Genomic DNA, 20299 nt, shown 5'->3' on the forward strand with positions numbered 1-20299 from the left:
GTAGCCACAACGCGATTGTGCTAGTTATTTAGCCCGCGGCCAATAATTCATCACGAACTTGCGCTGCTTTCGCCCGCAAGGCGTTTACACTTGGCCCCACCTTGAGGATGTCCCGGCTGCTGGTACCCAGTACTTGTGAATAGCTACCGGCAAATGCGGCGGCGATATCACGTGCCGTGGCCCCTTGGGCACCGAGCCCAGGGGTGAGCAATGGCGCCTTCGTTGCACTCAGATCGATGCCCAGTTTCGCCGGTGCATCGCCAATGGTTGCGCCTACCACCAGACCCACGTGGCCCATATCTTCAGCGCCCGCATTTTCTGCGGTGACTTGGTCAATAATCGATTTTGCAACCGACTTTTCACCGCCAACGTGCTGCACAGAGGGCCCTTCAGGGTTCGAGGTGAGCCCCAAAACGAACACTCCACGACCGGTCTGCGCGGCCAGATCAATGGCCGGACGAAGCGACTCATAACCGAGGTACGGACTGAGCGTCACCGCGTCCGAAGCCAGCGGTGAAGCATCGTCCAACCACGCCGTGGCATAGGCCGCCATGGTCGAACCAATGTCGCCACGCTTAGCATCTGCGAGGGTTAATATTCCCGCAGATTTTGCCAAGCTGAGAGTTTCCTCCAAAACCGCAAATCCTGCGGACCCGAAGCGCTCATACAACGCGACCTGAGGCTTCAAAATTGCTGCCACACCAACCATGGCTTCCACCACGGTCAGTGAGAAAGATCGCACCCCAGCGGGGCTGTTTTCCAGCCCCCACGCTTGAAGCAACGCCGGGTGCGGGTCAATTCCCACACACAGCGGCCCGGAGGCCTCCATCGCCGCCCGAAGACGGGTTCCGAAGTTAGGCATTACGCGCACCGCGCAGGTTCTGATCGTGCACCTGCAAGCTGGTGACATCCCACTCGTACTCACGTAGCGCGTCGATGGCCTGCACGCAGGCACCAAACTCGGCGACGGTAGTGATAATTGGGGTGCCCACCGACACCGCGGCGGCGCGGATCTCGTAGCCGTCCCCGCGTGCCTCGGAGCCGGTTGGGGTGTTCAAGATCAGGCCGATCTGCCCGGCGTTGATCAGATCAACGATGGACTCGCCGCCCTCATGGACCTTGCCGACCACCTGGGTCGGGATGCCGTTGCGGCGCAGTACCTCGGCGGTACCACCGGTGGACAGGATCTCAAATCCGTTGTCCGCCAGGTGCTTGACCGGGATCACGATGGAGCGCTTGTCACGGTTGGTCACCGAAACAAATACCTTGCCGCCGGTAGGCAGCGGGTTGTTCGCCGCCGCCTGGGACTTGGCGAAGGCGGTATCAAAGTACTTGTCGATACCCATGACCTCGCCGGTGGAGCGCATCTCTGGGCCGAGCAGCGAGTCGACGACCTTGCCCTCCGGGGTGCGGAAGCGAGCGAAGGGAAGCACCGCTTCCTTCACCGCGATCGGCGCCGAATCTGGCAGGTGAGTGCCATCTCCGGTAGCCGGCAGGGAGCTGCCGCGCAGCTCGGCGATGGTGTGTCCCACTCCGATCAATGCCGCAACCTTGGCCAGCTGTACGCCGGTAGCCTTCGAGGTGAATGGCACGGTACGGCTGGCGCGTGGGTTCGCTTCGATCACGTAGAGAATATCTGAGGCGAGCGCGAACTGGATGTTGATCAGACCGCGTACGCCCACACCGTCGGCGATGGCGCGCGTGGCGGCTGCCACGCGGTCACGCACGTCTGGGCCCAGGGTGATCGGAGGCAAGGTGCAGGCCGAGTCGCCGGAGTGAATGCCGGCCTCCTCGATGTGCTCCATGATGCCGCCGACGTACAGGTCGGTGCCGTCGAACAGGGCGTCCACGTCGATCTCGATGGCGTCTTCCAGGAAGCGGTCCACTAGGACCGGGTGGTCCACGGTGATTTCGGTGGCGTTGGCGATGTAGCGTTCCAGGTGCGCCTCGTCGTAGACGATCTCCATACCCCGTCCGCCCAGCACGTAGGAAGGGCGCACCAAGACCGGGTAGCCGATCGAGTCGGCGATCTTCTTCGCGTCGGCGAAGGACACCGCGGTGCCGTTCTTCGGGGCGATCAGCCCGGCGTTATCCAACACCTGCTGGAATGCGCCACGGTGCTCGGCGAGGTCGATGGCCTCCGGGGAGGTACCCAGGATTGGCACGCCGGCTGCCTTCAACTCGGCTGCGAGCTTCAGCGGGGTCTGACCGCCAAGCTGCACGAACACCCCGAGCACTCCGCCGGTCGCTTCTTCCGCGTGGATAATTTCCAGCACGTCTTCCAAGGTCAGCGGCTCAAAGTAGAGACGATCGGAAATGTCATAGTCGGTAGACACGGTTTCCGGGTTGCAGTTGATCATCACGGTGTCGTGGCCTGCTTCTCGCAAGGCCATCACCGCGTGCACGCAGGAGTAATCAAATTCGATCCCCTGGCCGATCCGGTTTGGGCCGGAACCCAGGATGATTACCGAGGGCTTCTCGTGGGCGACAACCTCGGTCTCTTCGTCGTAGGTCGAGTACATGTACGGGGTGAACGCCTCGAACTCGGCCGCGCAGGTGTCCACGGTCTTGAAGACCGGGCGCACACCCAACGCGTGACGGATTCCGCGGATGACCGCTTCAGGCTTACCGGTCAGCGCCGCGATCTGCGCGTCGGAGAAACCGTGGCGCTTCGCTTCGCGCAAGACCTCTTCGGACAGGTCCTTATTCGCCGCAATCATTTGTGCGGTCTCGTTGATCAGGGCCAGCTGATCCAGGTACCACGGGTCGATCGCGGTGGTTTCAAAGAGCTTTTCGATGGAGACCCCGGAGAACAGCAGACGCTGCACTAGCGAGAGGCGCTCGGTGGAGCCCTTCACGATCGAGGCCAGCACCGCCTCATGCTCTTCTTCCGGAATCGGCTCGAAGGAAAGCTCCGAGCCCTTCTGCTCGAGCGAACGCAACGCCTTCTGCAGGGCCTCGGTGAAGTTGCGGCCCAGCGCCATCGCCTCGCCCACGGACTTCATGGTGGTGGTCAGCGTCTTATCGGCTGCCGGGAACTTCTCGAAGGCAAAGCGTGGGACCTTGACGACCACATAGTCCAGCGCCGGTTCGAAGGAGGCCGGGGTCTTCTGCGTGATGTCGTTTGGAATCTCGTCCAGGGTGTAACCCAGCGAGAGCTTGGTGGCGATCTTCGCGATCGCAAAGCCGGTGGCCTTGGAGGCCAGCGCCGAGGAACGCGAGACGCGTGGGTTCATCTCGATGACAACCACTCGTCCGGTGTCCGGTTCGATCGCGAACTGAATGTTACAGCCGCCGGTGTCCACGCCCACCTCGCGGATGACCGCGATGGAGATGTCACGCAGGTTCTGGTATTCGCGGTCGGTCAGCGTCATCGCCGGGGCGACGGTGATCGAGTCGCCGGTGTGCACGCCGACCGGGTCGAAGTTTTCGATCGAACAAACGACGACGACGTTGTCGTTCTTGTCGCGCATCATTTCCAGCTCGTATTCCTTCCACCCCAGGATGGACTCCTCCAGGAGCACCTCGGTGGTCGGCGAGTACTGCAGGCCTGCTCCGGCGATACGGCGCAGATCCTGCGCGTCATAAGCCATGCCCGAGCCCAGTCCACCCATGGTGAACGAAGGGCGCACTACCACCGGGTAGTTCAGAATCTCGACGGCGGCAAAAGCCTCCTCCAGCGTGTGCACGATCTGTGACTTCGCCGATTCGGCGCCACAGCGCTCCACGACGCCCTTGAACTTCTCGCGGTCCTCGCCCAGCTCGATGGCCTCGATATTCGCGCCGATCAGCTCGACGTTGTACTTTTCAAGCACGCCTGCCTTGTCCAGTGCGATGGCGGTGTTCAGTGCGGTCTGCCCGCCCAGGGTCGGCAGGATCGCGTCGGGGCGTTCCTTGGCGATGATCTTCTCCACGACCTCCGGGGTGATCGGCTCGATGTAGGTGGCATCGGCGAATTCCGGGTCGGTCATGATGGTGGCGGGGTTGGAGTTCACCAGGATGACCCGCAGGCCCTCCTCCTTGAGCACCCGCAGTGCCTGGGTGCCGGAGTAATCAAATTCGGCCGCCTGGCCGATGACGATCGGGCCCGAACCGATGACGAGTACTGAGGTGAGATCGGTGCGCTTAGGCATTACTTGCTGTCCTTATCTGCGGCGGAATCCATCGCGGAAACGAAACGGTCAAAGAGGTAGGCGGCATCGTGGGGACCCGATGCTGCCTCCGGGTGGTACTGCACGGAGAAGGCCGGGATGTCCAGGCAGGACAGGCCCTCCACCACGTGGTCGTTCAGCGAGAAGTGCGAGACTTCCACCTTGCCGAAGCGTTCCACCGGTGCGGTGACGGCGCCTTCAAGCGGTGCGTCGACGGCGAAGCCGTGGTTCTGGCTGGTGATCTCCACCCGGCCGGTGGACTTGTCCATGACCGGCTGGTTGATTCCACGGTGTCCGAAGCGCAGCTTGTAGGTGTCAAAACCAAGTGCGCGGCCCAGGATCTGGTTGCCGAAGCAGATGCCGAAGTATGGCATGCCGGCGTCGAGTACCTCGCGAACCAGTTCCACCTGTGCGGTAGCTGCCGCCGGGTCACCGGGGCCGTTGGAGAAGAACACTCCGGTGGCGCCGGTGGCCTTAATTTCTTCCAGTGTCGCGTTGTACGGCAAAACGTGTACGCGCAGGCCACGCTCGGCCAGACGGTGCGGGGTCATCGACTTCATGCCCAGGTCCACGGCGGCCACGGTGTGCAGTGGTGCGCCACTAAATCCGTGATCGGCCGGTTCCACGGTATACGCGGTAGCTACCGAAACCTCGGCGGAGATGTTCCGTCCGGCCATGGCTGGCTGCGCCTTGACGGCGGCGATCAGTTCGGTCTCGGGCTGTGCGGCGGCCTCACCGGAGAAGATGCCGGACTTCATTGCCCCGGCGTCGCGCAGGTGACGGGTCAGCGCGCGGGTATCCACGTTGCGGATACCGACGATGCCGTATTCGACCAGGTCTTCATCCAAGGTGCGTTCGCTGCGCCAGTTGCTGGGGCGTCGGGCCGCGTCGCGCACCACATAGCCGGCCGGCCACATCCGAGTGGACTCCGGGTCTTCGCTGTTCACGCCGGTGTTTCCCACGTGTGGGAAGGTCTGCACGACGATCTGGTGCGCGTAGGAAGGGTCGGTCAATGTTTCCTGGTACCCGGTCATTCCGGTGGTGAACACTGCTTCGCCAAGGCTTGTGCCTACGGCGCCGTAGCTACGTCCACGGAAGATGCGGCCATCTTCGAGTACCAACACTGCTGGTAGGTTGCTCAGGGAATTCACTTAGTTTGTCTCCTGCTCGGCCGCGTCGGCTTGGTGCGACGCCAGCAACTGATAAATCTTTGCGGTGTCCTCGTGGTAGCGAGGACGGAATCCGGTATCGAAGGTGAAATCATCCTTCGTCCAGGTGATCACGATCAGCCCGTCACGTTCGACGAACTTGCCGACCATGCCGGCGGACCGGGCCACCTTCACAAACGCGTCCCACGGAATGTGCAGGTCGGTGGTGCCCGGACGGAGCAGATGCACCCCGCCGCTACCCAGTTCCAAGGTGGCGTTTGAACGCACTCCGAGCTGATGGACGGCGATCCGATCCAACCAGTCTTCATACCGGGTGGTGGCCACGTACATGCCGGTGAACTGGTGTTCAGGCTCGTCGTCGAACCCGGCATAAGGCGCCGGAATGTCGGTCTGTCGTCGTTTCATATTGCGCCAGCCGATCAGGATCAGCGCACAAAAAAGTACCGCGATCCCGATCGTGACCAGCACGCTGGTGAGCTCCCCGCTAGTCATTAGCCACCCGCGGGGTAGCCAGCGCACCGTCGAGCACGGTGGGGTGACCGTGGAAGAAAGTGGCGCGCACCGCACCTGGCAGCTCCATCCCGGCAAACGGTGAGTTGCGCCCCTTGGTGGCCATCGTGAATGGGTCCACGATCCAGCGTGCCGCCGGGTCCACTAAGGTCAGGTTGGCCGGTTCACCTACGGCGATCGGGCGGCCCTGATCTGCTAGGCTGCCGATCTTCGCCGGGGTGAACGAGGTAATCCGCGCCACGTCGGCCCAGGAAAGCAGCCCGGTCTGAACCAGCGTGTGCTGCACGATGGACAGCGCGGTTTCCAACCCGGTCATGCCCATGGCCGCGACACCCCATTCGCAGTCCTTCGCTTCGCTCGGGTGCGGGGCGTGGTCGGTGCCGATCACGTCGATGGTGCCATCGGCGACGCCCGCGCGCAGCGCCAGCACATCTTCTTCGCGGCGCAGCGGCGGGTTGACCTTGTACACCGGATCAAAGGTTTTCACCTTTTCGTCGGTCAGCAACAGGTGGTGTGGGGTGACCTCGGCGGTGACGGCGATGCCGCGCGCCTTGGCCCAGCGGATAATCTCCACCGATCCAGCGGTTGACACGTGGCACACGTGCAAGCGTGCGCCGACATGTTCTGCCAGCAGCACGTCGCGGGCGATGATCGATTCTTCGGCGACTGCCGGCCAGCCGGTCATGCCGAGCACCGCGGACACCTCGCCCTCGTTCATTTGGGCGCCCTCGGTGAGCCGTGGTTCTTGGGCGTGCTGGGCGATCACCCCGTCGAAGGCCTTCACATATTCCAGCGCACGGCGCATCAGCAGCGGATCGGAGACACAGATCCCGTCATCTGAGAACATCCGCACTTTCGCGCGGGAATCTGCCATCGCGCCGATCTCGGAGAGCTGCTGCCCGCCCAGTCCTACGGTCACCGCACCGACCGGGCGAACATCCACCCAGCCAGCCTTGCGGCCCAGCTCGTAAACCTGCTCGACGACGCCGGCGTTATCTGCCACCGGGGTGGAATTGGCCATCGCGTGCACCGCGGTGTAACCGCCGCGAGCCGCGGCCTGGGAACCGGTTTCCACGGTTTCGGCATCTTCACGGCCCGGTTCGCGCAGGTGCGTATGCGGGTCAACGAGCCCCGGCAGCAATACCAGCCCGGCGGCTTCGATCACCGTAGCCTCGGCGTCGCTGAGTTCACCGAGCTGTGCGATCTTGCCGTCAATGATTAGCACGTCGGTAGCTTGACCGCCGAGAACGGCGGCCTGTCGAATCAAATACTTCATCTTAGGTTCCTTAGATCAGGTCGCCGGAAAGCAGCATGTAGAGGCTTGCCATGCGGACCGCAACGCCGTTGGTGACCTGTTCCAGGACCATCGACGCTGGCGAATCGGCGGCAGCCGAGGATATTTCAAGACCGCGGTTCATCGGGCCAGGGTGCAAGATCAGCGTGTCCTGCCCCTTGGCTTCAAGCGCTTTGAGCCGGGTGTCATCCAGCCCCCAGTAGCGCGAGTATTCGCGTGGGTTCGGGAAGAACGCTGCCCGCATCCGCTCGCCTTGCACACGCAGCATCATCACCGCATCCACCCCGGATTCGATCACCGCGTTCAGCGAGTAACTAATTTTGCACGGCCAAGCGCTCGCGCCGACCGGCAGCAGCGTCGGCGGGGCGACCATGGTCACCGATGCGCCGAGCGTGTTCAGCAGCCACAAATTTGAGCGGGCCACCCGGCTGTGCAGGATGTCACCGACGATCGCGATCTTCAGCCCGTCCAGTCCCCGGCCTAGCGGAGAGACGCCCTCGCGCAGCGCCAGCTGGCGGCGCAGCGTAAACGCGTCGAGCAACGCCTGGGTGGGGTGTTCGTGGGTACCATCCCCGGCGTTGACGATCGGCAGTCCGATCCAGTCGGTGGCCGCCAGGCGTGCCGGAGCCCCGGAGTCAGGGTGGCGGATCACTACCGCGTCCGCGCCGATGGCCAGCAGCGTCTGTGCGGTGTCCTTCAACGATTCGCCCTTGGACACGCTGGAGCCCTTGGCCGAAAAGTTGATCACATCCGCGCTCAAGCGCTTGGCGGCAGCTTCGAAGGAGATGCGGGTGCGGGTGGAGTCCTCAAAAAACAGGTTCACCACGGTGCGTCCGCGTAACGCCGGAAGTTTTTTGACCTGTCGGGTGCCGGTTTCGCGCATTTCTTCGGCGATGTCCAGGATCGCGATGGCTTCTTCGCGGCTCAAGTCCGCGGTGGATAGCAGGTGTTTCATGCGCTGGCCTCGATGATGACTTCGTTGCTTCCGTCGATTTCGGCCAGGTGCACGCGCACCTTTTCGCTTTTTGCTGTGGGCAGGTTTTTGCCTACGTGGTCCGCACGAATCGGCAACTCGCGGTGCCCGCGGTCAATGAGCACAGCCAGTCGCACAATGCGCGGCCGTCCCCAGTCCGAGAGCGCGTCCAGCGCGGCGCGAATGGTGCGTCCGGAATAGAGTACATCGTCCACCAGTACGACGACCTTGCCGTCGATGCCACCGGCAGGCAGGCGCGTAGGCGCCGGGGTGCGGGTGGTGGAGTGACGCAGATCGTCACGGTACATGGTGATGTCCAGCTGTCCGACCAGCGACGCGGGGTCCAGCTGGTTCGGCGTCGAAGCGGCGATGCGTTGTGCTAGGCGTTGGGCCAGCGGATAACCGCGGCTCGGAATGCCTAGCAGCACCAGATCTTCGGTGCCCTTGTTGGCTTCGATAATTTCGAAGGCCACACGGGTCAGTACACGTTCGATGTCTTCGCCGGTCAAAACCGTGCGAGCCACATCGTGCTGTGAATTTTCATTCATCGGTGTGCACCTCTCCCTTCTCCGCCTCACGGGACGGGATTTAAAGGAATATTGCTAGTTCAAATTATCATGATCCGGCCATCATTCCCTAGCGGAAACCTATGCATACCCGTGAATGACCTATGACTTCTTTCACAGGACGATCCGTGCGCTCTCACAATCCCCCGCAAAGTGCGCTAATTCGCGCTCTTTGTCACGCTCGATGACCATCTACCTGTCGATTTGAGCACACTGGCAGGGGTAAGCAGGTACGCCATAGTGTGATGTAGCTCCTCAAGGTTTCCCGCTCACGCCGGACACACACTCACGTAACAAAACCAGAACTACGTGAGAACTACCAGCTGACCGGCAAGATTTTCGAAGCTCACGCACCGGCATGGCTGTTAGCCTCGGAGAATCAGCGACCTGCGAGGAAATGGATCGGTTTGCCCACATGAGTCAAGACACCAACTACGACACCTTCGCCGAGGCGTATAACGCCGAAAATGAAACCAGCCTGCTCAACGCCTACTATGAGCGCCCGGCGATGCTCAAGCTCGCCGGGCAAGTGCAAGGTAAAACGATTCTTGATGTCGGCTGCGGCGGCGGGGTGCTCAGCGAAGAATTGCTCCGACGTGGGGCCACGGTCCACGGGTTTGATGCCAGTCAAGCCATGCTCGATATCGCCCGACGCAGGCTCGGCGCGCAGGCCCAGCTGAAGTGCGCGGACCTAAGCGAGCCACTGCCCTACGCCGAGAATAGTTTTGACGATGCCTGCGCCTCCTTGGTCTTGCACTATCTGCAAGACTGGAGCGCTCCACTGGCCGAGCTGCGGCGTGTGCTCAAACCTGGCGGACGCTTATTAATGTCGGTGAACCACCCATTGCTGTACCCGCTGACTCATCAGGGTGTCCAGTACTTTAAGACCACCAGGTACACCGATGAGCTCGAATTTGACGGTCAGCAAGGCAGCCTGACCTACTGGCACCGTCCGCTGCATGCAATGTCCGACGCCTTTGCGAGGGCCGGATTCAGCATCGAGCTGATCAGCGAGCCGCCCTACTCCAAGGAGGCACCGGATGAACTGGTTCCGGAGAATTTAAAGGACCGTGATGCCTTTGTGAGTTTCATCTTCTTCGTGCTGCGTTAAGCGTATTTAAATACCGAGAGCCGGAACCCAGCAGGTTCCGGCTCTCGGTAGATTATGAAGTCGAGGATTAGTCGATCAGGGTGTCCTTGACGCTCTGAATGCGTCCGAGCACACCGTTGACAAATTCCGGAGATTCGTCGGTGGATAGTTCACGTACGTTCACGACCGCTTCGGCCACGGCAACCGCGTCCGGAACGTCGTCGTTGTACAGGATTTCCCAGACACCGATGCGCAGCGCCATGCGGTCAACGCCCGGCATACGCTCGATGGTCCAGCCCTTAACGTAGCTTTCAAGCACCTCGTCGATGCGGTCCAGGTGGGCCATAACGCCCTCAAGGATTGTCAGCGAGTACTCGTTAAGCACGATGTCAGAATTGTCGCGGCGGCCGATCGCTACACTAAGCGCATCAACGTCGCGGGCCTCGGCTTCAAAAAGAAACTCAAGTGCACGACGTCGCGCCTTAGCGCGGGCCCTCACTAGGAGACACGTCCCAGGTAATCGCCGGTGCGGGTATCAACCTTCACCTTGGTGTTCTGCTCAACAAACAATGGAACCTGGATTTCCAGACCGGTCTCCAGGGTTGCGTTTTTGGTACCAGCCGACGAGCGGTCGCCCTGCAGGCCCGGCTCGGTGTAGGTGATTTCCAGAACGACGGATGCTGGCAGTTCCAGGTACAGTGGGCTGCCGTCGTACATTGCGATGGTCAGCTCCTGGTTCTCCAGCAGGTAGCCTGCTGCGTCTCCCACGGTGACTCCGGAAACGGTGATCTGGTCGTAGTCTTCCAGGTTCATGAAGACGTAGTCTTCGCCATCCTGGTAGAGGTACTGGTAATCGCGGCGGTCAACGGTGGCCAGCTCAATTTTGGTGCCGGCGTTGTAGGTCTTATCCAAGACCTTTCCGGACATCACGTTGCGCATCTTGGTACGGACGAAAGCGCCGCCCTTGCCTGGCTTAACGTGCTGGAAGTCGATGATGGTAAAAAGCTGGCCGTCAATCTTGATGACCTGACCATTTTTGATGTCAGTTGTATCCGCCACGGGTCCTCAATCCTCTATTTTTTGCCGGCATACACCGGCATTATCAAAAATCCATTTATCACTATAGCAAACTGCGCTAATGACTAATTTTGTGCACGTTCCTCGGCCAGTCGTAAACAACCGGCCGACGCGTTGAGCAAATGCTGCGAAGAACCCATCTGCTGGCGCTGCTCCAATGCGGTGCGGAACCGGGTTACCGCTGCCTTGTAGTCACCCTTTGCGAAGAATGACATGCCCAGGTGGTGCTGCATCAGCGGCTCGTAGTAGGTGCCCGAAAATTCATCCACCAGCTTGCGCAAGCGGTTGATAGCGCGATCGAAATCACCTTGCAAGCGGGTCAGCTCGGTGTCCAACACGCGTAAGTGCGCATTGGTTGGGTCTTCAAAACGTGATTCGGCAATCAGATTACCGGCCAGCGCGAGCTCGCCACGAGCCATGTGGATCACCACTTGGTCGGTAGGCGTGCCGTTGGCCATCGAACGATCGGCGGCCTGTTCATCGTTGATGAAGGGACGCAGAGTGTTCGGGTCAATCAATACTCCGTCGATGGAGGTGCCCACGCCTTCGTGGTTTACCGATGCGACGTCAATGGCGTATGCGGTGAATTCGCTCATGCTTACTCTCCGATTTCCTGGTAGGCGGCGAATAACAGCGAGTTATCCGGCACCTCGTAAATACGTGGTTTGCCGATGGCGTCGAGCACTACAAAACGTAGTTGATCACCACGGGTCTTCTTATCGCGCTTCATGCCGTCTAGCAGCGCCATCCACTTGTCGTTGCGGTAGCTGGTAGGCAAGCCCAAGGACTTCAGGATGCTGAAGTGCCGTTCGGTGACCGCGTCGGGGGTGTGCCCCACCGAACGGCCCAGCTCTGCGGCGAAGCACAGCCCGATGGACACTGCCGCGCCGTGGCGGATGTTGTAACGCTCGGACAATTCGATCGCGTGGGCCAGGGTGTGGCCGTAGTTCAGGAACTCGCGGTCCCCCGCTTCCTTCAGGTCGCGTGAAACCACCTCGACCTTCACCGCGATGGTGCGTTCGATAATTTCGCGTAACCGGTCGCTGTCGGCGCGGATCGCATCTTCGGGATCTTCTTCGATCAGTTCCAAGATGCGCTCATCGGCGATGAACCCGCACTTCACTGCTTCGGCGAGGCCGGTGACCAGTTCGTGCTTAGGCAGCGTGGCTAGCGCATCAAGATCCGCCAGCACACCCGCCGGCGGGTGGAAGGAACCGACGAGGTTTTTACCCTCGGCGGTGTTGATACCGGTTTTGCCGCCCACGGCGGCGTCGACCATACCCAACAGCGAGGTTGGCACGTGGATCACCTTCACCCCACGCAGCCAGGTGGCGGCCACAAAGCCTGCGAGGTCGGTGACCGCTCCGCCGCCCACGGCGACAATTGCGTCGCTGCGGGTGAAGTCGTTCTTGCCCAGTACTTCCCAACAGAAGGAGGCAACTTGAATGTGCTTGCCCTCTTCGGCATCGGGAATTTCAGCGGTCAGCGAGGTAAGCCCGGCTTTTTCCAGGTCGTCGCGAACGACGTCACCGGTAGCGCGCAGGGCGCGAGGATGGATGACCAGAACCTTCTTAACTGCCGGACCCAAAAGTTCGGGCAATTCTCCCAGTAAGCCGTTACCGACCATGACCGGATATGACTCCGCTGGGGTGGTTCCGGTGACCTGAAGTGTGGTTGGTGCGAGTGGCATCCTTGACGTTCCTCCTGATGGTGCTGATCTATCCAGCGTACGCGGGAGCGCTGTAGGTTTTGCTATCTCGTGGCGTGAATCACATGCGACTCGATCGCCTCAACGAGCTGCGCGAGACTCAAATTATCAACCTGTAAGGTCAGATCAGCAAGGTTTTCGTAAATTTCTTGGCGGGTCTCGTAGAGCCGGGACCAGGTGGTGAGGGTTTGGTCACCAGCGAGCAGTGGGCGGTGCGTATCCCCCGCGAGGCGACGCTTAGCGGTCTCTAAAGTCATCGCTAAGTAGATGACCGTGCCGCCGCGTAACACTTGTTGATTCTCTTCGCGCAATACCGCGCCTCCACCGGTGGCGATCACCCCGGCACGTAATTGCGCCAGAGCCGCCACCTCAAGGTCACGGAAGTAGGCCTCATCGTGCTCGGCAAAAATCTGTGCGATCGACCCATGCTGGGCGACAATATGCACGTCGGAATCGGCAAAACTAGTGCCCAAGGCCTTAGCCAGCGACCTGCCCACGGTGGACTTGCCGCTGGCCATCGGACCAATCAGGTAAATCATTTAGACCCCGGTCGAGCCCAGCGAGGCAGGAATATTCGCCAGGTAGCTGTCGATATTGCGCTTAGTTTCATTCAGCGAGTCGCCGCCGAACTTTTCTAGCAACGACTGCGCCAGTACCAGTGCGACCATCGCCTCGGCGACCACTCCGGCGGCCGGAACCGCACAGACGTCCGAACGCTGATGGTGCGCGGTGGTTTCTTCACCGGTGGCGGTGTCGATGGTGGCTAGCGCGCGGGGCACTGTGGCGATCGGCTTCATGGCGGCGCGTACACGCAGTACCTCGCCGATGCTCATGCCGCCTTCGATGCCGCCGGCACGATTGGTTTCACGCTTAATTCCGCCGGATTCGGCGGGGATAATTGCATCGTGCGCGGCCGAACCGCGTCGCGCTGCGGTAAGGAAACCGTCGCCGACCTCAACACCCTTGATGGCCTGAATACCCATCAGGGCTCCGGCCAGACGCGAGTCTAAGCGGCGATCCCAGTGCACGTAGGAGCCGATGCCCGGAGGCAGGTTGTAGGCGAGCACCTCAACCACACCGCCGAGGGTCTCCCCTGCCTTATGCGCGTCATCGACCTCAAGAACCATTGCCGCGCTGGTTTCGCCATGGAAGCAACGCAGTGGATCGGCGTCCAGTGCGTCCACGTCGGCCAAGGTTGGCAGCGGCGCATCAACCGGAGCGGCGACCGCACCAATAGCGGTGGTGTGTGAAACAAGTTCGATGCCAAGGCCGGCCAGGAAGGCTTGGGCTACCGAGCCGAGGGCGACGCGGGCAGCGGTCTCTCGCGCGCTAGCACGCTCGAGGACCGGACGTGCATCGTCGAACCCGTACTTTTGCATTCCGGTGAAATCGGCATGGCCCGGACGTGGCCGGGTTAATGGGGCGTTGCGCGCCATCGAGGCCAGTTCGTCGAGGTCTACCGGGTCCGCGTTCATCACGCGCTCCCACTTGGGCCATTCGGTATTCCCGATTTCAATGGCGATCGGGCCGCCCTGGGTTTTGCCATGGCGCACGCCACCGAGGAAGCTGACCTGATCCTTTTCAAATTTCATTCGCGCGCCTCGGCCGTAGCCAAGACGTCGCCGAGCGAGCGCATCGCGCACCACTTCACTGTCCACCGAGACTCCGGCGGGTAGACCTTCAAGAATTCCAACGAGTGCCGGGCCGTGTGATTCGCCCGCCGTCAACCAACGCAACATGGATTCTATTTTGCCATGACATGGCTTCTTTAACCGCGTCGATGAAGCCCAAGTGAGTGATACATCGCATTTGTGACGCGTTCACGGGTTAGCTCATCAAAGGGTAAAGCGCTGAAATAACGGGCTTGTTCCACCGCTTGATGCACCAGCATATGAAGCCCGGAAATCACCGTTCCAGCCCAGTTCTGCGCCAGCTCGCTGGGCCAAGGGTCATAAGCGACGTCCAGCAGGATGCCTCGCCCGGCGCCTAATGGCGCCACCCAACTGTCCGCCGCACGCGGCGGCAAGGTGCTGATGACCAGTGGATCGGCGATAATTCCGAGCTCGTCAAGCGAATTAACTTCGACGAGCTCAACGCGCATTCCAAGCTCTTGGGCCAAGGAGATGGCGAGGCTAGCGCGGGCCGGGTCACGAACCACAAGTTTCAGCTCGGTAGTGCCCAGTTCGGCGGCCGCCTCAATAGCTGCCAGCGCGGTATTTCCCGCGCCAAGTATGGTGGCCTGGCTACTGTGCCGCACGCCCGCGTCGGCCAAGGCCAACACGATCCCATCAACATCCGTATTTTCTCCGTAGAGTCTTCCATCGCGGCATACCACAATGGTGTTCAACGCACCGAGCCGGGCCACGCGGTCCGACACCTCGTCCATCAGTGGCACGAAGACATCTTTGAGCGGCATCGTCACCGAACAGCCGGCCCACTGGTTGGCACGCAGCTGTTGCGCGAATTCTCCAGCGTCGGCGGGAGTCAGCTCGATCGCCTCGTAGTTAATGTCTGCGCCGAGCAACGCATAGGCGGCCCGGTGCAGGATCGGCGATTTGGAATGGCTAATCGGCTGGCCGAGCACCGCCGCTCGCATCATTTGCATACCTCAGGGTTTGCGTCGCACCAGGCGCTGAACTGTGCGTGGTTCACCTGATGTTCCGCATAGGTGGAGGCAAATTTCGTCTCACCGGTTTGGGTGTTCACGGTGACCCAATAGTAGAAGCCGTTATCCTGTGGGTTCACCGCGGCGTTGATCGCCGAGGTGGCCGGGGATCCGATCGGAGTCGGCGGCAGGCCGGTGTGTACGTAGGTGTTGTACTTGTTGCTAGCGTCCTTCTTCTCCGCTTTGGTGAACTGCAGCGAATAGCGGTTCAGCCCATAAATCACGGTGGAGTCGGTCTGCAGCAGCCCATGAGTTTCGTTATTATTTGGGTCCAGCCGGTTCTGGATGGCTCCGGAAACGACCTCGTAATCCTTCGGGGTGGCTTCGGCCTGCAAAATAGAGGCGATCTTTAGCGCCTGGTAGCCTTCGCTCAGGTCACTGACGCCGGCATCGGTCAACGCTTTTTTGGTGGAGTCAACCATGGTTGTCAGTACCTCGTCGGCCTTGGTGTCCAACGGGAAGCGGTATTCTCCGGGGTGCAGCCAGCCTTCAAGGTTTGTTGATTCGCTGGGTAGCCCGAATTTTTCTGGCTGATCAGCCAGTTTACGAAGGGTTTCAAGCTTCAGGCCCGAACCCTTGGCAATCTCTTCCAACGTAGCGCTCAGGCGCATATTTGCCTTCAGCCCGACGTAAAAGACCTTATCCGGTCGCTTGTCGATCAGCTCGTCCGCGGCAGCCGCGGCGGGCATCTGCGTCTTGAGCAGGTAGGTGCCGGGGTGGATGAGTTTGCTTTTGGCATCCGAATTGTCGATGGCCGACATGAACAGCTTGTCACTGGCCACGACGTCTAGGTCATCAAGCTTGCGCGAAATGAGGGCCGGACCCCAGCCGTCTTCCACGGTGAATTCCACCGCTTGGCCGCCAGGACCCGGGTAATCATCGGGGTTAAACTGCTTGTACAGCGAGCGAATGAAGTAGAAAGATCCGGCGACAACCACGGCAAAGATCAGGAAAGTTGCCAGCATCACCAAGTTACGGCGGCGTTTGCTACGCTTTTTGCGCGCCTTGCCACCGTGGCCGGCCGAGCCGGCACGCAACGCCTGTTGTGTGCCGGGCTCGTCGTGGTACTCGGGTTCGGGCTGCGAGAAATCCTGTGCGACCGGCGCGGATTCCGGTGCAGAGTGCTCTGGCGCGCCAGCGTCGGCGTCAAGATACACTCCTCCGCCGGTCAGTTCCGGGCTCGAAGCCTCGGGTAAAACCGAGCGTTGCCCGGCAGCAAAACGTGCGTAAAGCTCGGAGTGGGTTTCACGCTGCCGTTTGCGGCGGGCTTCATCTCGCATTAATTCTCCCAAGTGGTTTCTCGCGTCGCGCCGTTATTTCAACACGATACGGCTGGCTTGCACACGCACGGAGTTGCGACGCATTTCAAGCACCTGTTGCAGGATTTCGACGGCTGCCACCTGGTCAACGACCTGGCGGTGATCTTGCATGCGGCGACCTGAGGCATGCAATGAACGATGGGCACTGACCGTGCTCAAACGCTCATCGACCAAAAAAATTCCAACCTCGATTTTAGCCTCATTTGCCTCTTCCGCCAAGGCAATCGCGTAGTCACGAGCCATTTTTGTGGATTCGGTTGAATTTCCGGCCAATGATTTCGGTTCGCCGATGAATACCTCGGACACGCCCCGGTCAACGATCATGCGTAATAACATGCGTCGATCAGAGTTTTTCTTCAGGTCCCTGCGCAGTGTCATCACCGGGGTGGCGAGGATTCCGGAGGGATCGGACACGGCGACGCCGACGCGGGCCAGGCCCACGTCGACGCCGAACGCAATATTAGCCATTGGCAAGTGCCGCCCGAATTGCTGTCAGCGCGTCATCGATCTTTGACACGTCCTGGCCGCCGCCCTGAGCCATATCGTCCTTGCCGCCGCCGCCTCCTCCGAGTACCCCGGTTGCGGTGCGAACCAGCGCGCCGGCCTTAAAGCCGTTGCTGCGGGCCTCATCGTTAGTCACTGCGAGCACCAGCGGACGGGAGCTTGACTCGCCGATCAGCACGATGACAGCCGCTTCGCTACCAAGTTTGCCACGCAGATCCAACGCCATGGTGCGTAGCGCATCGGCCGAATCGATGGTCCCGGCATTGTGCGCCAAGAGCCGGGTTTGGCCGATGGTTTCGACCTTCTCCAACAGCTTTGCCGACTGTGCGAGCATCGCCTGGCTCTTCAGCTCGGCGATCTGCTTCTCCGCTGCCTTCAACTTCGCCACGGTGTCATTGACCCGCTCGGAAACCTGATTTGAAGGCACCCGGAAGAGGCCTGACAGCTCGGAAACTAGGGCACGTTCGGCCGCTCCGTGACGGAACGCCTCCATGCCTACCAGTGCTTCGACGCGGCGGTTGCCCGAACCGACCGAGGCTTCGGAGAGCAAGGTGAGCTGGCCGATGCGTGAGGTGGTTGGCACGTGCGTGCCACCGCAGAGCTCGCGGGACCAGGCGCCGTTCATCTCAACGACGCGCACCGCGCTGCCGTACTTTTCACCGAACAGGCTCATCGCGCCCAGCTGCTGCGCTTCGGCCAAAGCCATCTCGTTGGTGACCACCTGGTGGTTGGCGGCGATCGCGAGGTTCACGACCTCCTCAACCTCGGTACGTGCCTGGGCCGAGAGTGCCTCGGTCCAGGAGAAGTCAAAGCGCAGGTAGCCAGCCTTGTTGAAAGAACCGGCCTGGGTGGCGGTGTCGCCAAGTAACTGACGCAACGCGGCATGCACCAGGTGGGTGGCCGAGTGGGCCTGCTCACCGGAGTGGCGACGGATTGCATCTACCTGGGTGCGCACCAGCGCGTCGGCGGGAAGTTCACCCTCGCGCACGATCACCTTGTGCACGTTCAGCCCCTTCACCGGAGCCTGCACGTCGGTGACCTCAAGGACAAAGCCGTCGCCGGTGATCAAGCCGATATCGCCGGCTTGGCCGCCAGATTCGGCGTAGAACGGGGTCTCGTCGAGCACCAGTTCAATTTCTTGACCCTGCTCGGCGTAGTTCACCACCGCACCGTTGGAAACGATACCGCGGATCTTTGATTCACCCACGAGCGTGTCATAACCGGTGAAGTTGACCTTGCCGGCCTGCGCCAACTGGTTAAATACGCTCAGATCAGCGTGCCCACCCTTTTTGGACTTGGCGTCCTTCTGGGCGCGGGTGCGCTGTTCGGTCATCAGTTCGCGGAAGCGCTTCTCATCTACCGCAAGCCCCGCCTCGGAAGCGATTTCCAAGGTCAGGTCGATCGGGAATCCGAAGGTGTCATGCAGGGTGAAGGCGTCATCTCCGGAGAGGTTGTGTCCTTCGGCCTGAGCGGATTTCAGCGCGTCGTCCAGTCGGATGGTGCCCGAGGCGATGGTGCGGCTAAAGGCGCGCTCCTCTGCGTAGGCGATGCGTGCGATACGTTCGAAGTCTTCGGCGACGATTGGGTAGACACCCTTCATCGCGTCGCGCGAGACCGGCAGCAGCTCTGGCAGAACCGCGGTGTCCACGCCCATCAGGCGCAGCGCGCGCACGGCACGGCGGATCAGTCGGCGCAGTACGTAGCCGCGGCCTTCGTTACCCGGGGTGACACCATCGGAGATGAGCATCAGCGAGGAGCGAGTGTGGTCAGCGATCATGCGCAGGCGCACGTCGTTGGCGTGGTTCGGGTCTGCCGGGTCCTCGGTGGAGGTGTATACGATGCCGGCGAGTTCCGCGGCCTTGTCGAGCACCGGACGCAGCTGATCGGTCTCGTACATGTTCTCCACGCCCTGCAAGATCATTGCCAGACGTTCCAGACCCAGACCGGTATCGATATTGCGCTTGGGCAGTTCGCCGGCAACATCAAAGTCGGTTTTGGAGCGTACCGCGGAAAGCCGGTACTGCATGAAGACGAGGTTCCAGATTTCGACAAAACGGGTTTCGTCGACGGCCGGGCCACCATCCACACCGTATTCCGGGCCGCGGTCGTAGTAGATTTCCGAGCAGGGGCCACCGGGGCCGGGCTGGCCGGTGTTCCAGTAGTTATCTTCCTTGCCGGTGCCGACTACGCGTTCGGAAGGCATGCCGATCTCGTCTTCCCAGATGCTGCGAGCTTCGGTGTCTTTTTCGTCGCCGTCCTCGTAGACGGTGACCCAGAGACGAGCCTTATCTAGCCCGTAGCCACCGTCTTCGATCGAACCGGTGAGCAGTTCCCAGGCGAAGTGGATCGCTTCGCGCTTGAAGTAATCGCCGAAGGAGAAGTTGCCGCACATCTGGAAGAAGGTGCCGTGACGTGAGGTCTTACCGACCTCTTCGATGTCACCGGTGCGAATGCACTTCTGCACCGAGGTAGCGCGCGTGTAGGGCGGCTCTTCCTGCGCGGTGAGGTAAGGGATGAACGGGACCATGCCGGCCACCGTAAAGAGCAGCGAAGGGTCAGATGAGACCAGCGACGCGCTGGGTACCGCCGTGTGCCCCTTGGAGACGAAGAAGTCTACCCAGCGGCGTGCAATTTCCTGCGTTTTCATCGTGTTACGGATGGTCCCTTCACTTAGCGGTGTCCACGCCTAAGGCGGAACGTAGTTCTACTTCGCGGGAGTTCATTCCCTCACGGAATGCTCCCACTACCTCCGAGATGCGATCGGCATACTTACCGACCTGACGGTTTAGCGCCGCCCCGGAGGATACTTCGGTGTATTTTTTGGTGGCGAGGACTCCGACGCCCACGCCAATAACAACCCACAAAAGCTTCTTCATTCTAGTCTCCCCTAACGGCTACGGCGGCCCTTGCCGCTGGCATTCGCGTTCATCGCTGCCTTCACACCCGAGGTGAAAGCTGCGACCTTGATCAGTGGCTTGCCCACCATGGCTGCCACCAAGGAGGACAGCGCGGAGACGTTGGCGCTCGCATCGGAGACGTTTGAGGTGATCGCGTCGACCTTCTTGAGCTGGTCATTGGTCGTGGCCACCGTGTTAACAACCTCGCCGATCAGCGGAGTGGTCCCGTCGGAGAGGTCCTTGATCGAGTTGCGAAGCTCATCAAACACCTTGCCCAACTTGATAATTGGTACGGCCAACAGTGCCACCAAGATGGCAAAGACGCCGGCCGCGATGAGCCCTGCAATATCCGAACCCGACATGTGCTTCCTCTTCT

Annotated in this window: 20 protein-coding genes; 1 reads left to right on the top strand and 19 read right to left on the bottom strand. The window is 60.9% G+C overall.

Annotated elements, in window-relative coordinates; all coding sequences use genetic code 11:
* Positions 1-28: 28 nt before the first annotated feature.
* The 7 genes from pyrF to pyrR are packed head-to-tail and all read right to left on the bottom strand — an operon-like array spanning position 29 to position 8645.
* On the bottom strand, positions 29-862 hold the full coding sequence (pyrF, locus tag CIK74_RS17790; RefSeq protein WP_096257753.1) for an orotidine-5'-phosphate decarboxylase: 834 nt from the start codon (positions 860-862) through the stop codon (positions 29-31).
* On the bottom strand, positions 855-4133 hold the full coding sequence (gene carB, locus CIK74_RS17795; RefSeq protein WP_096257754.1) for a carbamoyl-phosphate synthase large subunit: 3279 nt from the start codon (positions 4131-4133) through the stop codon (positions 855-857). Before carB ends, pyrF begins: the two co-directional genes overlap by 8 nt.
* Positions 4133-5302, bottom strand: a complete 1170-nt coding sequence (gene carA / locus CIK74_RS17800; RefSeq protein ID WP_096257755.1) for a glutamine-hydrolyzing carbamoyl-phosphate synthase small subunit — start codon at positions 5300-5302, stop codon at positions 4133-4135. Before carA ends, carB begins: the two co-directional genes overlap by 1 nt.
* Positions 5303-5812 (bottom strand): hypothetical protein, encoded by a 510-nt coding sequence (locus tag CIK74_RS17805; protein WP_096257756.1) that lies wholly within the window; start codon positions 5810-5812, stop codon positions 5303-5305. It abuts the gene before it with no gap.
* On the bottom strand, positions 5805-7106 hold the full coding sequence (locus tag CIK74_RS17810; protein WP_096257757.1) for a dihydroorotase: 1302 nt from the start codon (positions 7104-7106) through the stop codon (positions 5805-5807). Before CIK74_RS17810 ends, CIK74_RS17805 begins: the two co-directional genes overlap by 8 nt.
* 10 nt (positions 7107-7116) lie before the next feature.
* Positions 7117-8079 (bottom strand): aspartate carbamoyltransferase catalytic subunit, encoded by a 963-nt coding sequence (locus CIK74_RS17815; protein ID WP_096257758.1) that lies wholly within the window; start codon positions 8077-8079, stop codon positions 7117-7119.
* Positions 8076-8645 (bottom strand): bifunctional pyr operon transcriptional regulator/uracil phosphoribosyltransferase PyrR, encoded by a 570-nt coding sequence (gene pyrR, locus CIK74_RS17820; protein WP_096257759.1) that lies wholly within the window; start codon positions 8643-8645, stop codon positions 8076-8078. The genes CIK74_RS17815 and pyrR overlap by 4 nt, the downstream gene beginning before the upstream one ends.
* 433 nt (positions 8646-9078) lie before the next feature.
* On the opposite strand from pyrR, the gene CIK74_RS17825 reads away from it, so the two are divergent.
* A complete protein-coding gene (locus tag CIK74_RS17825) occupies positions 9079-9774 on the top strand; it encodes a class I SAM-dependent methyltransferase (RefSeq protein WP_096257826.1) in 696 nt (231 codons plus the stop codon).
* Positions 9775-9841: 67 nt separating this feature from the next.
* Here the strand turns inward: CIK74_RS17825 and nusB are convergent, their stop codons facing one another.
* The 12 genes from nusB to CIK74_RS17885 all read right to left on the bottom strand — a co-directional run bounded on the left by nusB (position 9842) and on the right by CIK74_RS17885 (position 20285).
* Positions 9842-10252 (bottom strand): transcription antitermination factor NusB, encoded by a 411-nt coding sequence (gene nusB / locus CIK74_RS17830; RefSeq protein WP_096257760.1) that lies wholly within the window; start codon positions 10250-10252, stop codon positions 9842-9844.
* Positions 10252-10812 carry an elongation factor P gene (efp, locus tag CIK74_RS17835; RefSeq protein ID WP_096257761.1) on the bottom strand — a complete coding sequence of 187 codons (561 nt, stop codon included), beginning with the start codon at positions 10810-10812 and terminating at the stop codon, positions 10252-10254. Before efp ends, nusB begins: the two co-directional genes overlap by 1 nt.
* A gap of 83 nt (positions 10813-10895) precedes the next feature.
* Positions 10896-11426: a tetratricopeptide repeat protein gene (locus CIK74_RS17840; RefSeq protein WP_096257762.1), complete on the bottom strand. Its 531-nt coding sequence runs from the start codon at positions 11424-11426 to the stop codon at positions 10896-10898.
* Between the two features lie 2 nt (positions 11427-11428).
* Entirely contained in the window at positions 11429-12520 is a 1092-nt protein-coding gene (gene aroB / locus CIK74_RS17845) for a 3-dehydroquinate synthase (RefSeq protein ID WP_096257763.1), read from the bottom strand.
* Between the two features lie 62 nt (positions 12521-12582).
* Positions 12583-13077, bottom strand: coding sequence for a shikimate kinase (locus CIK74_RS17850; protein ID WP_096257764.1), 495 nt, complete (start codon positions 13075-13077; stop codon positions 12583-12585).
* Complete coding sequence (gene aroC, locus CIK74_RS17855; protein WP_096257765.1) at positions 13078-14277, bottom strand: chorismate synthase; 1200 nt, start codon at positions 14275-14277, stop codon at positions 13078-13080.
* Positions 14278-14306: 29 nt separating this feature from the next.
* Positions 14307-15137, bottom strand: coding sequence for a shikimate dehydrogenase (locus CIK74_RS17860; protein WP_240520584.1), 831 nt, complete (start codon positions 15135-15137; stop codon positions 14307-14309).
* Positions 15134-16483 carry an endolytic transglycosylase MltG gene (gene mltG / locus CIK74_RS17865; RefSeq protein WP_096257767.1) on the bottom strand — a complete coding sequence of 450 codons (1350 nt, stop codon included), beginning with the start codon at positions 16481-16483 and terminating at the stop codon, positions 15134-15136. Before mltG ends, CIK74_RS17860 begins: the two co-directional genes overlap by 4 nt.
* Before the next feature lie 33 nt (positions 16484-16516).
* Entirely contained in the window at positions 16517-16990 is a 474-nt protein-coding gene (gene ruvX, locus CIK74_RS17870) for a Holliday junction resolvase RuvX (RefSeq protein WP_096257768.1), read from the bottom strand.
* Positions 16983-19673 carry an alanine--tRNA ligase gene (alaS, locus tag CIK74_RS17875; RefSeq protein WP_096257769.1) on the bottom strand — a complete coding sequence of 897 codons (2691 nt, stop codon included), beginning with the start codon at positions 19671-19673 and terminating at the stop codon, positions 16983-16985. The genes ruvX and alaS overlap by 8 nt, the downstream gene beginning before the upstream one ends.
* Positions 19674-19692: 19 nt before the next feature.
* Entirely contained in the window at positions 19693-19902 is a 210-nt protein-coding gene (locus CIK74_RS17880) for a hypothetical protein (protein WP_096257770.1), read from the bottom strand.
* A gap of 11 nt (positions 19903-19913) precedes the next feature.
* On the bottom strand, positions 19914-20285 hold the full coding sequence (locus CIK74_RS17885; protein ID WP_096257771.1) for a DUF948 domain-containing protein: 372 nt from the start codon (positions 20283-20285) through the stop codon (positions 19914-19916).
* Positions 20286-20299 lie beyond the last annotated feature (14 nt).

It is taken from the genome of Glutamicibacter sp. BW77, from assembly GCF_002332285.1.
Classification (GTDB): Bacteria; Actinomycetota; Actinomycetes; order Actinomycetales; family Micrococcaceae; genus Glutamicibacter; species Glutamicibacter bergerei.